This window comes from Bacillus sp. SRB_331 (genome assembly GCF_003264175.1).
Lineage (GTDB): Bacteria > Bacillota > Bacilli > Bacillales > Bacillaceae_G > Bacillus_A > Bacillus_A mycoides.
Genome location: NZ_NADV01000007.1, coordinates 511,878 through 526,021, shown reverse-complemented (window position 1 = coordinate 526,021; position 14,144 = coordinate 511,878). Strand labels below are relative to the sequence as shown.

Here is a 14,144-nt window from a genome sequence, read left to right as displayed (position 1 = left end):
CATTCCTCCAATGTTTCGTAATTAATTAGCGAAACATTGGTGTATACGGACCTACCTCGTCACTCTCTCCACTCGATTCTTGTCTGCGGACAGAACGAATCATTCCATATTTATAAAAAATAGAAAATAGCGGTACATTTCTTGTACCCTCTTCACACGTATCTACTAGTTTAAAAGCTCTCTGTCTACCGCTCGATGCTTGCTGACGCACAAAGCGAGAAACGTTAGCAAGAAAAAAGACTTCTAATACACAAAGCGCTGTCGTTACAAACGATATATATAGAATTGCATCCTGCAATAAAAATTCCATCGCTTCACATCCTTAATAAAGTCATTTTAGCATATTCAGCAAACATTCTCTATTTCCTTTTGTTCTCAAAAGTTTTTTTGCATATTTTCTCAAAAAATTATGCTAGAAAACCAATGTATTCGCTTTCTTTAGTATATTCACACGTATCTTTGAATAGGTTTAATTTGTTAGAAATTTATAAAATTTTTGCATTATAATAAAACTATTGCCAGTTTTTGAAAAAACCTTTATTCTCTTCTTGTAATCAAAAATGAATATGGAGATGAAACATACTATGGGTCAACTAGGAGACGCCGATTACGTTCCCGACACCGCCTTTTTATCCTTCCCAGCAGCTAAAACATTTCATTTAGAATTTATCATACAGTTAGTTGTTATTTTTATAGCTTCTATTTTGTATGCAATTTCTATGAATATGTTTTTTATCCCGCATAATATGATTAGCGGTGGATTCGCTGGTGTAGGGATGATTATCGGTTATTTAATGCACTACAATATCGGAGCACTTATCTTTTTACTAAACATTCCGCTTCTTATTTTAAGTCACTTTTACTTAGGAAAGAAGACAACCTTTTTAACGGCATACTTTGTGGCTGTATCATCTTTGGCGATGAACATTATCCCAGTACACCAAGTTTCAGACGATATTTTACTGTCTTCTGTATTCGGTGGTGTCATCTGCGGTGCTGCCTCAGGAATCATATTCCGCTTTGCTTCTTCAACAGGTGGTTTTGATGTTGTTGGATTGATTGTAGCGAAACATCGCGATGTTTCAATTGGAGCAATCATCTTTGGATTCAACTTAATCTTACTTGTTGCAGCAGGATTTATTTTCGGATGGGATATTACGCTTTATACGTTAATTAGTCGGTTTGTAGTCAGCAAAGTAATTGATGCCGTGCATACAAAACATATTAAATTAACGATAATGACAATTACAGAAAAAGGTGAGGAAATAAAAAGCTCACTATTACATCACGGCATACGTGGCGTAACAATGGTAGATGCTGTCGGCGGCTATACAAACCATAAGAAAAAAATGATTTACACTGTCGTAACTCGCTACGAGTTGGGCGAAATGAAACGTATTATCCGCCAAGTGGATAATAAAGCATTTATGAACATTACTGAAACAGTTGAAATTGTCGGCCGTTTCAAACGTATATAAAAAAGCGCAAGGAACTACAATTCCTTGCGTTTTTTATTTTTTACACTTATTACAAAATCAGATAATTCTATTATTGTATCACTAAATGTGTTATAATAAAACTAGACTAACAAAAAAGAGTATATAGACTTGGAAGTTTCTCTTATTTTTATAAGCAAAAAGAAACGAGCAGTCGGGTATATTTCAGACACCATACACGTAACGGTTTAAAAAAACCGATCATCTTAGTTATTCTTCACTGATCTTTTTATAAAAGATACGTACAACTAAAATTCACTTCAATATACTATACCTACCTTTTTGACTTCCAAATCATCTTATTACATAAGGAGATGAACATATGAATCAATATATACGATACACACTAGCTGTCCTATTTGCCATCGTCGGCGGCGTGATCTGTTTCTGGACAAACACTGAGCTTGGAGAGAATATCATTTTTAATGGAATCGAAACCCTTGTAAGCGCTTCAATTTTAGGCGGATACATTTTCTTCCTCTTCAATCCAGAAGAAAATGCTCAAAAAACAATGTTATTAACAATGATCGGAATCGTTGGTGGATGTATTTCCTACTCAATGACAAACTATACATTACCACTTCAATTAAGCTCAGCTTTCTTCCACGGTCTATGGACTTGGTTTATCGCATTCTGCCTAGCAGACGTATTCAACCTATTACAAGACCACGAAGAAGAAAATGGTCAACAAATTGAAAGTAACTCTTAAGCTGGAAGATACTCTTCCAGCTTTTTTGTTTGCTATCCCCCGTGCATACTCTAATTGGTATTTACCGAAATATATCAGCGATTCCTCGACCGTTTCGACACGGGATATCGATTTACCGACATCCTTCGCCATCCCTAAAGCACAACATACCCTATCCCCCAAGCAGCTTACTGCCGAACTCTACAATTAAAAAGATAATTAATAGGACTGCGAGTATCTTTACTGCTACATATGCCACTTTAAAAATTACATAAATGAGTAAGACTAGCAAAATAATCGCTAAAATTTCCATATATAACTCCTCCAAACTTTGCTCTTCTTACCTCATTTTACTCGCCTAAATCTTTTTACGGAACGGCAGAAGATTACATATAGAAAAGAGGATACCTCACCCATCGTAAGATACCCCCTCCTTCAACCGCTCAAACCATTCTCTCTCCAGTTGTAAATATCCCAACTCACTCTTCTCAGCGGTCTTCAACTCTTTATCTGCTTTCTTCATATAAATATGGAATGCTTCTATGTCTTGCTCTAAATATTTGATAATTCCTTGTGCGCGGTAATACCCATGTAAGTCTAGCCTTGTAATGGCCTTTGCATGATTCTTCGCTTCTTGCAGAGAAAGACCTTCCTTTTGATATAGTACTCTATATAAAAGATACCAACTATGAAAACTACCAACAAAATATTTATTCTCTTTTGTCACAGGTAACTGCACAATTTTCTCTAAATACACTATCGCTTTTTCCATTCCTTCTTGATCAGCTCGGGCATAAAAGACAAGCATAAGTCCACTCATTATCTCGCTTATACTTTTATCCTCTTTTAATTTTTCCTCACTAAGTTCTATTAATCTCTCATCCCAATCTTCTGGTCTTTTGTAACTAAATAACTCACTCGATACTTGAATCGTGTATAAATGCTCTCTAGCCTTTTCATCATCTTTAATTAAAATGAGAAATTGCATGCCATCGCTTAGTAGCGTTCCCTTTATTGGAATTGCTGTGACGACAAAGATTGCAAGATGTAACACAGAAAAGTATAAAAGCATGTGGTAATAACTCACCATATATATGTAACCTGATACAATGCCAAATACGAAACTCGTTAATGGTCCACTTAAAGTCATCCATGCCCATTTTTTTGAAAGGTTCGGTGTGTGTGTGGAAGACGGCACTAACATTGCAACGCCACCAACATACATCCATATTTTATTTTCTCGAATTCGTATTTCCCCCTTTTCTTTTTGAACAGTAATAGGCCCTACTGTCATAAACTTAAATTTCAAACCGACTATCAAACCACATATTACATGCCCTAATTCATGAATAGCTAACACTAGCAATGCAATCCCGAAAAACGCCCATACTTCTATGATTTGCTGTACTTTTTCTATTCGAATGAATCCGTATAAAGCGGAGCAAACGAAGGCAGCGAATAATGAAAAAGCAGGTCTTCTTAAAATGTCCACCGTTTCTCTCCCCTTAATAAATCATTTTTTTATGCATTTCGTACATATATGTTCCAACGTGTAATACCCAAACAAACGAAATCATAATGACCATAAAGAAATCTTTTCCATCTAAAAGTGCATACGCAATCGCTGCAAACCATGCACAAACAAGTGTCATGTTTGTATATTGGTACGCTTTATATCCTGCTTCATGGACGATCTGCTTTTGCCCTTCATCTGCATTCTTTGCCCACATTTCCATTGACTGAGAATACGTGACACTCTGTTCTGGATATAGATTGTTATACTTTTTTCTCATTACAAATCCTAGCCAAGTTATAGCAATCAAACACACTATAGATGCCACAATACTTACACTAACAAAAAACAAGTTCCCCTCACCTGTATACGTTCGGTAAAAAGCAATCACTGAGCAAACAAACCATGATGGAATAACAATTTCCATTACTCGAAGATAAATAAGTGCTATTCCTAATCTTCGTCCCTTAACATTTTCCTCTTCATCTTTCGTTTGTGCGAGCGCTCTTGTACGCTTCCAAATATAATATATAGCTATTGCGCCAAATACACTCATCATAACAATGCTAATAACAGGAGATATTTTGCTAGTACCCGCTGTTGCAATATCTCCTACTGCATACCCTATAAACCCGCCAAATACTGCTCCTACTAACAACTTCAATATAGCCGTCATTTTCCCATTTCCCTTACTCTTCATCTCCATCTTCCCCCTCCACCAACATAAATATCTCCTCCACTGGCACTCCAAAAATTTGTGCAATTTTTAGCGATAACACAATAGACGGCGCATAATCCCCACGCTCAATTAAACTAATTGTTTGCCGTGATGAGCCGATTGCTTTACCTAAATCCCCTTGTGATACACGATGCTTTGCTCTAAGTTCCCTCACTCGATTTTGAAGCTTCATGTTTTACCTCTTTTTCATTTATTTAATTAAAATTGTAAATAATATCCTTCAAAATGTCAATTATCATTGTCATTTTGACGTTGATACATGTCAAAAATGCATATATATTATACTAGACATAACGTATATAATAATCTTCAAGAACTACATAATTGAGGTGTCTCATGGATAAAAAAATGGTCTTTCCTTACGCCCTTATTAAATTTTCAGCGGCCTGTTCTCTCTTTTTTTCTTTTTCATTATTTTTCTTTATAGGAAGTGATATGAACCTCTTTAAAACTTCCGAATACTTAACTGGATTTTTATATGATTTTTGGTTTTATCTTCTTTTCTTCTACGCGATTTTGTGCTCGTTTGTAATTGACAAATTAAATTCAAAACATACTAGCACCCCAAGAAAAATTTTGCTTTATATTCTATGTGGTTACTTATTCTTTCTTCCTTTGCATATATACAATGGGGGAGACGTTATCATAACTTTCATAATAGGATCTGTAGGGGCAATCTGTTCACTTTTCTTTTATTTATGTACATGTATAGCAACTACATCAAAGTCGTTTCGATATACGACCGCTATTATCATTCCTATTTTATTCATTGCAATATGTTCTATTGATTTTACAAAAAAAGAGCAATGGGTTGAGCACAGTACAAAAAACACGTTTGAGGCGAATTTTTCGTATTTTAACGGTGCACATAAAATACCCATTCATGTAAAAAAGGGAGAAACAATTGAGGTTAACGTAAACTTCCTTATTACTGAAAATAGCGCCTACCAAGGTTATAGCACTTATTTTTCTAGTGAATTTAATAAATATGAACCTATGTCCATACTAAGCAACGATACGTACGAACTTTCACCTAATAGAACGGGAACATATTATATAGTGGTGACCGGTTACGGTATCGAGGGCAAGATAAAAGCAAACTGGAAAATAAAATAAAAAAGGCAGTGCTTTTGCACTGCCTCCCTAAAATTTGACATAGAATGGATTCCATATTAACTTGCGTTTTGTAAAAATACTCGTTTTAGTTGCTTGCGGAAACGAATGCTTAACGTAATTGCTACAATGACAATGGCTCCGAAAATGATTTTGCCGATATTATCTTCCAATAATCCGAAAATATCATGTAAGTTACCACCTAACCAGTAGCCGCCAATTAAGAAGAACGATACCCAGAATAAAGCACCTGAATAAATTGTAATCGCAAAGCGGCGAAACGGTAAGTTAATTATACCTGCAAAGTATCCTGTAAAATGACGTACACCAGGAATGAAGAAGCCAATAAAGATAAGGAAATATCCGTATTTATCGAACCACATTCTCGTTAAATCAATTTTTCTTTGTGTTAAAAATACGTACTTCCCGTATTTTTGAACAAAAGGCATACCAAGCTTATTCCCTAAAAAGTATTGAATTGTCATTCCTACACTTGTCCCAATAAAGGATAGGATAATTAAAATAGGTAAACTTAGATCACCCTTCTGTGCTAAAAACCCCGCATATGCTAATGTTGGCTCTCCCGGAAACGGAAGTGCAATATATTCTAACAGCAAACCAACAAGTACAACATAGTACCCGTACTGCTGAAATAATTCATGAACCCATTCCATGTCATCTCTCCTTTCAATCACGTACAACTTCTTACTATTATTGTATAAAAAAATTGTCGAAATAACTATCACAATAGCTTACATTTTCATTACATTTTTGTAAGGCTCACACTAAAGTTTTCTGTTCTTTATTTGCTTATACCCATTATCATTTTAAAATGAGCTAACAACTATATACCGTACGGAATATAGCCATTAATATACATTTTTTATCCAGTTTTTAACACTTGGAAATCACCTTATTTTGTTCTCTATAAAAAACCATAACAAACTCATACTAACTTCATATTAGCTTCATATACGTATTGTAAGATTATATCGGAATTTGTTGAAAAATTTAACTAATATATGACTAAGCATTAAACTGAATAAATATAATTCGTTTTTCGAAATTGAAAAAAGGGTGAATACGAATGGAAGCTTATAAAATGCACGATTTTATTAATACAAATGTTGAATCTCATCAAAATGAAAACGTTTTTAATTTACACATATGTGAAACAAATGAATTTGACGTAAGTTTAACAAAATCTACAACACTATCTTTTATCGTTTCAAAAAAGAACATTAAGATCGTCACGAGAAAATGGATCAATTCAAATCAAGAAAGCATGATTGGCAAAAGCTACATCATTCCAACGAAAGCTTTTCACTATTTCTTACCTATTATTTCTGAAACTGAAGATGAACTAAAGATTCAAGTTCAAAGTTTTGGACTACATGGTGAGCTTTTATTAAATGAAAGATTACTTATTGATAAAAACAACAAACACAATACAAAGATTACTACCTTCTTTGAAACATTAGATGAAAATATAAATCAAGCATTACGAGGATTACAAATTCATTGTATGTAAGACTATTACAACAAGTAAAAGGAGAACATAATGAAAAAACTATTATTAAGTGCACTATTATCATTAGGATTTTTAACTCTTCCATTCACTACTGCAGAGGCAGCTACAACGAAAGATCAGCTTATCGTAAACACGCAGATAAATAAAATGGATTATTATCAAGATGGAAAATTCATAAAAAGTTTCACTGTCGCTACTGGAAAAGTAGCAACACCTACACCTAAAGGTACTTTTCAAATCGTAAATAAAATTAAAAACCGTCCTTACTATACAGGCAAAATTAAAGGCGGCGACCCACGTAATCCACTTGGTGACCGTTGGCTCGGATTAAATATGGCAGGAACTTACGGAACAACTTATGCTATTCATGGAACTAACAATAATCAAGCAATCGGAAAAGCGACAACACTCGGTTGTATTCGTATGTATAACAATGATATACACTGGTTATTTGAGCGTATTCAGCAGCAAGCTACTGTCACTGTAAAATAACCTAAGAACACGATTTACGTGTAGCCAAGAATTTTATATCTTGGCTTATTTTATTTATTCAATTACAGTAGCAAAACAACTGTATTTACATATATAATGAGAATAGATTGTGTCAAATAACATCAAAACATTGATAAACATGGATATTAAAATTATACAGTTATAATATTTTATAAATTTTACAATACATACTATAATAGAACTACTGTAATTCTGAAATATTCAGTTTCTCTAAACAATTCCCCTTGCTGCTTTCATGATTATTTTATAGCGGGGGCTTATTATATGTATAAACAATTTGAGTCATCCGAAAAATGATGAATTCGAATATTGCAGTAAAAAGCGTTATTTAGGAGGTGTTACTATGACGCATATACTGGTGATTGAAGACAACCCAGATATACAAGAACTTATTCGTGAATTTCTAATGGCACAAAACTTTAACGTTGATGTCGTTGGCGCTGGCACAGAAGGTATACTTCTTTTCCAAAAAAATTCATACGATCTTGTCCTCCTTGATGTGATGTTACCAGATATAAATGGCTATAGTATTTGTAAAATTATGCGAGGACAATCTGATGTACCAATCATTATGTTAACAGGCTTACATAATGAAGAAAGTGAAATTAAAGGATTTGAATTAGGTATTGATGACTATATTACGAAACCGTTCCATTATACGGTATTTATTAAACGTGTAGAAGCTGTATTAAGAAGGGCAGCAACGAAGGAAGCAGAAACTGCGACTATACTACAATTCCATGAGTTGATGTTAAATTCTACAGCATATGCCGCTTATGTTCATGGTAATCAAATTGAATTGACAACAAAAGAATTTGAAATTATATATACTTTACTGCAAAATCGGGGGAAAGTATTATCAAGAAGTGATTTGTTGAATAAGGTATGGGGCTATGAACATTATGGTGATGTAAGAGTTATAGATACACATATTAAAAACTTACGAAAAAAATTAGGAATTCCTTATATCAAAACGGTGAAAGGCATTGGCTACAAAATCGAATCGTAGTAAAGACAACATCACCAAAAATATTTTCATCAAAACCCTATTATTTTGTATTCTTTTATCACTTTGTCTTTATCAAGTTATTTATTTTCTAGCTTCAAACTACGATAAAGAACGTTTTGCAAAAGAAAATGGCGCGCAGACTACAGAACATGCGGATTCAAACAAACAAAACGACCAAAGTAAAACGAATCAAAATAAAGCTGTGCCAGAGAGTAATATTTTTAATTTTCAATCTTCTATTATAGATTATAAAACACTCTCTACAGCCATCAATCACCTGTTGCAGCCTAGCCAAACTGCAAAAACAAAAGAACATGCACAAAATATTGCGGGGAAAAATAGTACAGCTGCTCCACTTACAGAAGCGGAAAAGCAAATCGCTAACAATGATGCCTTACATAAACAAAATGCAGCACATAAAACAAATGATAATCCAAGATTAGCAGATGCACTGCAACAGTTAGCTCCACATATTGGGGCGACAATGCTTGCATTATCTCTGCTTGGATCTTTAATCTACGCAAAAATAATCGCCAAACCTTTCCGATATATGAGCGATGCTTTAAAAGATATTATGAATCTTGATTTCTCAGATAAAAAGCTACTTAACAAAAATACAGATCAAACAGATTTTAATTTGCAAGTAGCTGCCTCACAAGTACCTACTATTGTGAAAAATTTACATGAAAGCAATCAAGATTTAAGAAATGAGCTCAAGAAGGAACAACAATTAGAACAATCTCGCAAAGAATTTATGTCTATGGTATCCCATGAATTAAAAACACCAATCGCAGCCGTTATGGGACAACTCGATGGCATGATTCACGGAATTGGCGCTTATAAAGATAGAGATAAATATTTAAAACGTTCATATGAGATGATGCAAGATATTAACATATTAACGGAAAAGATGTCAGAATTATCCAAAATACAAAACCCTCAATTTAAACCGAATTTAGAAGTTATTTCATTAACTACTATTATTGAGGATGTTATGAAAAAAGTGGATTATTTTGTATCTGTAAAACAATTAAATGTTCAATCTAACATTAAACAAGATGTACAAATTTTAGCTGATCCTAAATTTATTCAAACTGCTATTTTTAACATTATTTCAAATGCAATTCATTATACAATTGATCATCAGCATGTATATATAAAGCTTTATGAAAAGCCAAACGGTTACGCATTAGAAGTATTAAATACAGGTTCACAAATCGATGAGGATAAACTTGCCCATTTATTTGAGCCATTCTATCGCGCAAATCCTGGCAAACATGGCTTAGTACAAGGTAGTGGTCTTGGGTTATATATTGTAAAACAAATATTAGATAAACATCAGTTCCCTTATGGGATACAAAACACACCTCAAGGTGTAAAATGCTCCATTGTATTCCCAAAAGCAATGTAAACTACTACTATAATTTCATACCCCAAACTCATACTTCGTATGAGTGGCGGAATTTTGTAGAGTCTCTTACTCTGTTTCGTTCGCCCGTTGTCCTTATTAGGATAACGGGCGTTTTTTATTTATATAAGGAGGTTTTCACATGGAGAAATTTAAGTATTCATTACTAGTTTTATTCGGCGCTTGTAGCTACGGCGTACTTTCAACTATTTTTAAACTCGGATTCATCGACGGATTTTCAGCACACCAACTACTAGGAGGACAATATGTCTTCGGATGGATTGGACTACTTTTACTCGTTCTTTTCTTTTCACGCCATAAAGTATCAAAAAGACAATTCTTTTCGTTACTAATAGTCGGTACAACAATGAGTATGACAGGTATTTTCTATGCTATTTCTGTAGAAGAACTGCCAGCCTCTATCGCTGTCGTTTTACTCTTTCAGTTCACTTGGATTGGTGTAGTCATCGAAGCGATTGCGAATCGAACATTCCCAAGCCGTGAGAAAGTTATATCTATTATTATTTTATTTACTGGTACATTGTTTGCTGGTGGAGTATTTGAAGGTCTTGGACAAAACTTTTCTACGAAAGGTATTATTTTCGGACTATTAGCTGCCGTCTCTTTCTCATTCTATGTATTTGTAAGCGGGCGCGTTGCTACAGATGTTCCGCCTTATACGAAAAGCTTTCTTATGACAACGAGTGCTACTCTTATTGTATGCTTATTTTTCCCGCCTACCTTTTTAACGGACGGCGCTTTACAAGCAGGCCTATGGAAATATGCTTTCTTCCTTGGACTGTTCGGGGTTATTATACCTGTCATTTGTTTTTCAATTGGGGTACCAAAAGTCGGAACGGGACTTGGTACAATATTAGGTGCAGCTGAATTACCAACAGCAATTATCGCTTCTATTACACTTGTTCATGAAGTTGTATCACCTATGCAGTGGATTGGGATTGTAGTTATATTACTCGGTATTTTTACACCGCAACTACTTACTGCTAGGAAAGAAAAAAAACATAATCGTGTGCATAGTGCGTGAAAACATCAACTTGTATATAAATGTGAATAAAGTTACGATATGTTAAACTTTAATACTACATTCAAAATAACATATGATATTGCAGCTATTATTCTCGTAATCCTTACTGTACTTTTCTTTTTAAAAGATAAAAAAGAGAGTCCTACTGCATAACTAAAGACCTTTCATTTATTTGAAAGGTCTTTTCCTTATATTTCACTTTACCGCTCCATATAACTTCTCTACCTCATGTTCAATTTGTTTTACATCGATTCGTTCAAATAATGGCTGCACATTATCAATTCGTTTTGGTAACGTGTTTTGAGATTCCCAACTTGGTTTAACAATTGATAATGTATTTCTAACTCTTTCACTAGAAAACGGTAAAAATGGTTCAAGCAAGTGTGCAAAATTAGCGATAAGATAAACACAGTTACAAATCGTTTCTTCACATGAAACTGGGTCGTCTTCTCTTTGTTTCCAAGGCTGCTTTTCATCAAAGTATTTATTTGCAAAGCGTACTGCATCAAATATTGTTTCTAATGCCACCTTAAATTTAGTTTGTTCAATTGCTTCTCCTACACTTTTATATAATCCTTCTACTTTATCTTTCAGCTCTACATCAATACTTCCCTTCGGTACAGTACCACCATAATATTTTTCAATAAACTTTAATGTCCGGTTCACAAAGTTCCCGTATGCACCTAACAATTCACTATTATGACTGTAAATGAATTCACGCCATGAAAAATCAGTATCACGATTTTCTGGTGCGTTAACTGTTAAAAAGTAACGAATAGAATCTGGATTGTAGCGTTCTAATATGTCAGGCACCCATACTGCCCAGTTTTTACTTGTAGATAATTTTCTTTTTTCCACTGTTAAATACTCATTCGAAACGATATGACGCGGGATCGCTTCTTCTCCTATTCCAAGTAATACCGCTGGCCAAATGATTGAATGAAACGGAATATTATCCTTTCCGTGCACATAATATGTTTTCGCTTCTTTATCCCAAAACTCTTGATCATCTTTCCCTGTTTCTTCAGTCCAATTTTTACTCGCCGAATAATATCCTGTCACTGCTTCAATCCATACGTAAATTTTCTTATCTTCATATCCTGCCACCGGAATTGGTACCCCAATTGGTAAATCACGTGACACTGCCCTATCTTGTAATCCTTCCTTTAAATATCTCTCTGTTAATTGAATTGCATTGTCGCGCCATGTTCCTTTCTGCTTTGCAATTTCTACGACCTCTTTAATTTGCTGCTGAAATTTATGCAATGCAAAATAGAAATGCTCTGTTTCCTGTACTGATGGCGTACTACCACATAACTTACATTTCTTTTCTAACAAATCGAGTGGATCTAAAATAGCGGAACAAGCATCGCATTGATCGCCCCTTGCTGCTTCATGACAATGCGGACAAATACCTTCTACATATCGATCCGGTAAAAATTGTGTACACGTTTCGCAATAAGCTTGTTCAACTACTTTTTTATAAATATAACCTTCTTCTAATAGTCGCAAAAAGACTTTTTGAACAGTTTCATGATGATGCTCGCTATCTGTACGTGTATAGCAATCATAAGTAAAACCAAGGCTACGAAAACATCGCTCAAACTCTTCATGATACTTATCAGCAATTTCTTTCACCGTCACACCTTCTTGTTTTGCTCTAATTGTAATCGGTGTTCCATTACAATCACTTCCCGAAACATACAACACATTCTCACCTTTTGCCCGGTAATAACGTGCTAAAATATCTCCTGGTAACAAACTAGCAATGTGTCCAAGGTGTAACGAACCATTTGCATACGGCCAAGCGCCTCCAATAAAAATACTCATCTTATATTCCTCCTTTAAAATATAAAAAGCCCCGCCCTTATCTTAAAAAAGATAAGGGCGGGGCTTTATAAACAGTCGCGGTACCACCTTATTTCGTCAGTCATTCGCATAACTAACCTTAACAAGTACGGAGCTATATGCTCTTATACTGTGGTTTTGATAACGAGTACCAACTCTCGTCGCCGCCTACTATTATCATTTGATAAGTTCAGGACGAAGCTCAAAGGCCATTGTTCAAATGAATATTCTTGCTTCTTCTCAGCTACCGAAGCTCTCTGGAAAGAATGGTTCCATTCTACTTTTCCTTTTCAACGCTTTTATGTATAAAACGTATTTTACGACTTAACAACAGAAAAATCAAACTTTTATTCAAAAAAACAGGAAATCCTACTCATTCACCGAATAACTATACGTTCACAAAAGGAGTGATAAAATTGAATCAAAAACAACTAAGTACTATTAATGAAAAAAGCTGGAACGCAGCTGCTTATGAAGCTTGGACAAATCGCCACGGGGCACCAGAGGATTATGCGAAAAAGCTCATGGAAGATCCCGTGCGCGAGGTCACTCATTATTTACCCTACATACAATCTCCAAAAGGAAAGCGTATTATTAATTTACTCGGATCAAAAGGAAATAAAGCAGTTGCTCTTGCTCTTTTAGGAGCCGATGTAACAGTTGTAGACATTTCAGCAAGTAATGAAAAATACGCAACCGAACTAGCCGAAGCTGCTGGTGTCTCTATTCAATATATCATTTCCGATGTACTAGATTTAAATCTATCCCAATCATTTGATATCGTGTTACTGGAACTTGGCGTGCTCCATTACTTTTTAGACTTAAAGCCACTCTTTCATATAATCTCTCACTTACTAAAACAAGATGGGACATTTATACTACGTGACTATCATCCCGTTTATACAAAATTATTAGGAGTAGATCATCCATCATTTCGAGCAAATGGAAATTATTTCGACGAGGAACTTATTGAAGATGACGTAGCTTATAGTACTCTCCTTACGGGATCACAGAAATACGCTTTACCGAGAACAAAAATTAGGCGCTGGACACTAGGAGAAATAATTACATCAATGGCAGAAACAAATTTCAAGGTTGAAAAATTGATTGAAGAACACGGATCTCATCAAAAGTGGGTTTTCCCTTCTACTGCACCAGAGGGAATTGAAGAGCGTATACCTGGTCTATATACATTAATTGCGACAACATGCAAAAAAGGATCCCTTCACGGATAGGATCCT

General features: G+C 34.8%; 15 protein-coding genes and 1 other annotated feature. Of the genes, 8 read left to right on the top strand and 7 right to left on the bottom strand.

Annotated elements, in window-relative coordinates; genetic code table 11:
• Window positions 1–25: 25 nt before the first annotated feature.
• Window positions 26–310, bottom strand: a complete 285-nt coding sequence (locus B5P42_RS06240; protein WP_002015967.1) for a hypothetical protein — start codon at window positions 308–310, stop codon at window positions 26–28.
• A 274-nt stretch (window positions 311–584) separates the two neighbouring features.
• On the opposite strand from B5P42_RS06240, the gene B5P42_RS06235 reads away from it, so the two are divergent.
• Both B5P42_RS06235 and B5P42_RS06230 read left to right on the top strand, forming a co-directional pair.
• Window positions 585–1,478, top strand: a complete 894-nt coding sequence (locus B5P42_RS06235) for a YitT family protein (protein WP_000530031.1) — start codon at window positions 585–587, stop codon at window positions 1,476–1,478.
• Window positions 1,479–1,818: 340 nt separating this feature from the next.
• Window positions 1,819–2,205, top strand: coding sequence for a DUF3938 domain-containing protein (locus tag B5P42_RS06230; RefSeq protein WP_002015968.1), 387 nt, complete (start codon window positions 1,819–1,821; stop codon window positions 2,203–2,205).
• 151 nt (window positions 2,206–2,356) lie between these two features.
• Here the strand turns inward: B5P42_RS06230 and B5P42_RS06225 are convergent, their stop codons facing one another.
• The 5 genes from B5P42_RS06225 to B5P42_RS06200 form a co-directional block, all read right to left on the bottom strand.
• Window positions 2,357–2,497 carry a DUF3985 family protein gene (locus tag B5P42_RS06225; RefSeq protein ID WP_002034639.1) on the bottom strand — a complete coding sequence of 47 codons (141 nt, stop codon included), beginning with the start codon at window positions 2,495–2,497 and terminating at the stop codon, window positions 2,357–2,359.
• Between the two features lie 96 nt (window positions 2,498–2,593).
• The gene (locus B5P42_RS06220; protein WP_113733851.1) at window positions 2,594–3,676 is read right to left on the bottom strand and encodes a M50 family metallopeptidase; all 1,083 of its coding nucleotides are present in this window, start codon (window positions 3,674–3,676) and stop codon (window positions 2,594–2,596) included.
• A gap of 13 nt (window positions 3,677–3,689) precedes the next feature.
• Entirely contained in the window at window positions 3,690–4,403 is a 714-nt protein-coding gene (locus B5P42_RS06215; RefSeq protein WP_002143665.1) for a DUF3169 family protein, read from the bottom strand.
• The gene (locus B5P42_RS06210; protein WP_002089441.1) at window positions 4,387–4,608 is read right to left on the bottom strand and encodes a helix-turn-helix transcriptional regulator; all 222 of its coding nucleotides are present in this window, start codon (window positions 4,606–4,608) and stop codon (window positions 4,387–4,389) included. The genes B5P42_RS06215 and B5P42_RS06210 overlap by 17 nt, the downstream gene beginning before the upstream one ends.
• 1,000 nt (window positions 4,609–5,608) lie before the next feature.
• On the bottom strand, window positions 5,609–6,223 hold the full coding sequence (locus B5P42_RS06200; RefSeq protein WP_012261944.1) for a DedA family protein: 615 nt from the start codon (window positions 6,221–6,223) through the stop codon (window positions 5,609–5,611).
• A 413-nt stretch (window positions 6,224–6,636) separates the two neighbouring features.
• On the opposite strand from B5P42_RS06200, the gene B5P42_RS06195 reads away from it, so the two are divergent.
• The 5 genes from B5P42_RS06195 to B5P42_RS06175 all read left to right on the top strand — a co-directional run bounded on the left by B5P42_RS06195 (window position 6,637) and on the right by B5P42_RS06175 (window position 11,055).
• Window positions 6,637–7,080, top strand: coding sequence for a DUF3978 family protein (locus B5P42_RS06195; RefSeq protein ID WP_002145010.1), 444 nt, complete (start codon window positions 6,637–6,639; stop codon window positions 7,078–7,080).
• 30 nt (window positions 7,081–7,110) lie between these two features.
• On the top strand, window positions 7,111–7,572 hold the full coding sequence (locus B5P42_RS06190) for a L,D-transpeptidase (RefSeq protein ID WP_113733850.1): 462 nt from the start codon (window positions 7,111–7,113) through the stop codon (window positions 7,570–7,572).
• Between the two features lie 364 nt (window positions 7,573–7,936).
• Window positions 7,937–8,602 carry a response regulator transcription factor gene (locus B5P42_RS06185; protein ID WP_113733849.1) on the top strand — a complete coding sequence of 222 codons (666 nt, stop codon included), beginning with the start codon at window positions 7,937–7,939 and terminating at the stop codon, window positions 8,600–8,602.
• Window positions 8,580–10,013 (top strand): sensor histidine kinase, encoded by a 1,434-nt coding sequence (locus B5P42_RS06180; protein WP_113733848.1) that lies wholly within the window; start codon window positions 8,580–8,582, stop codon window positions 10,011–10,013. Before B5P42_RS06185 ends, B5P42_RS06180 begins: the two co-directional genes overlap by 23 nt.
• 139 nt (window positions 10,014–10,152) lie before the next feature.
• Window positions 10,153–11,055: an EamA family transporter gene (locus B5P42_RS06175; protein ID WP_113733847.1), complete on the top strand. Its 903-nt coding sequence runs from the start codon at window positions 10,153–10,155 to the stop codon at window positions 11,053–11,055.
• 195 nt (window positions 11,056–11,250) lie between these two features.
• Here B5P42_RS06175 and metG read toward each other — a convergent pair whose 3' ends face one another.
• Window positions 11,251–12,885, bottom strand: a complete 1,635-nt coding sequence (gene metG, locus B5P42_RS06170; protein WP_113733846.1) for a methionine--tRNA ligase — start codon at window positions 12,883–12,885, stop codon at window positions 11,251–11,253.
• A 50-nt stretch (window positions 12,886–12,935) separates the two neighbouring features.
• Window positions 12,936–13,206, bottom strand: a binding site (T-box leader).
• A 113-nt stretch (window positions 13,207–13,319) separates the two neighbouring features.
• Here metG and B5P42_RS06165 point away from each other — a divergent pair.
• Window positions 13,320–14,138, top strand: a complete 819-nt coding sequence (locus B5P42_RS06165; RefSeq protein WP_113733845.1) for a class I SAM-dependent methyltransferase — start codon at window positions 13,320–13,322, stop codon at window positions 14,136–14,138.
• Window positions 14,139–14,144: the final 6 nt, after the last annotated feature.

Coding starts and splice junctions, on each gene's coding strand:
- B5P42_RS06240 (WP_002015967.1), bottom strand. CDS start 310: ATGGAATTTTTATTGCAGGATGCAATTCTATATATATCGTTTGTAACG.
- B5P42_RS06235 (WP_000530031.1), top strand. CDS start 585: ATGGGTCAACTAGGAGACGCCGATTACGTTCCCGACACCGCCTTTTTA.
- B5P42_RS06230 (WP_002015968.1), top strand. CDS start 1,819: ATGAATCAATATATACGATACACACTAGCTGTCCTATTTGCCATCGTC.
- B5P42_RS06225 (WP_002034639.1), bottom strand. CDS start 2,497: ATGGAAATTTTAGCGATTATTTTGCTAGTCTTACTCATTTATGTAATT.
- B5P42_RS06215 (WP_002143665.1), bottom strand. CDS start 4,403: ATGGAGATGAAGAGTAAGGGAAATGGGAAAATGACGGCTATATTGAAG.
- B5P42_RS06210 (WP_002089441.1), bottom strand. CDS start 4,608: ATGAAGCTTCAAAATCGAGTGAGGGAACTTAGAGCAAAGCATCGTGTA.
- B5P42_RS06200 (WP_012261944.1), bottom strand. CDS start 6,223: ATGGAATGGGTTCATGAATTATTTCAGCAGTACGGGTACTATGTTGTA.
- B5P42_RS06195 (WP_002145010.1), top strand. CDS start 6,637: ATGGAAGCTTATAAAATGCACGATTTTATTAATACAAATGTTGAATCT.
- B5P42_RS06190 (WP_113733850.1), top strand. CDS start 7,111: ATGAAAAAACTATTATTAAGTGCACTATTATCATTAGGATTTTTAACT.
- B5P42_RS06185 (WP_113733849.1), top strand. CDS start 7,937: ATGACGCATATACTGGTGATTGAAGACAACCCAGATATACAAGAACTT.
- B5P42_RS06175 (WP_113733847.1), top strand. CDS start 10,153: ATGGAGAAATTTAAGTATTCATTACTAGTTTTATTCGGCGCTTGTAGC.
- metG (WP_113733846.1), bottom strand. CDS start 12,885: ATGAGTATTTTTATTGGAGGCGCTTGGCCGTATGCAAATGGTTCGTTA.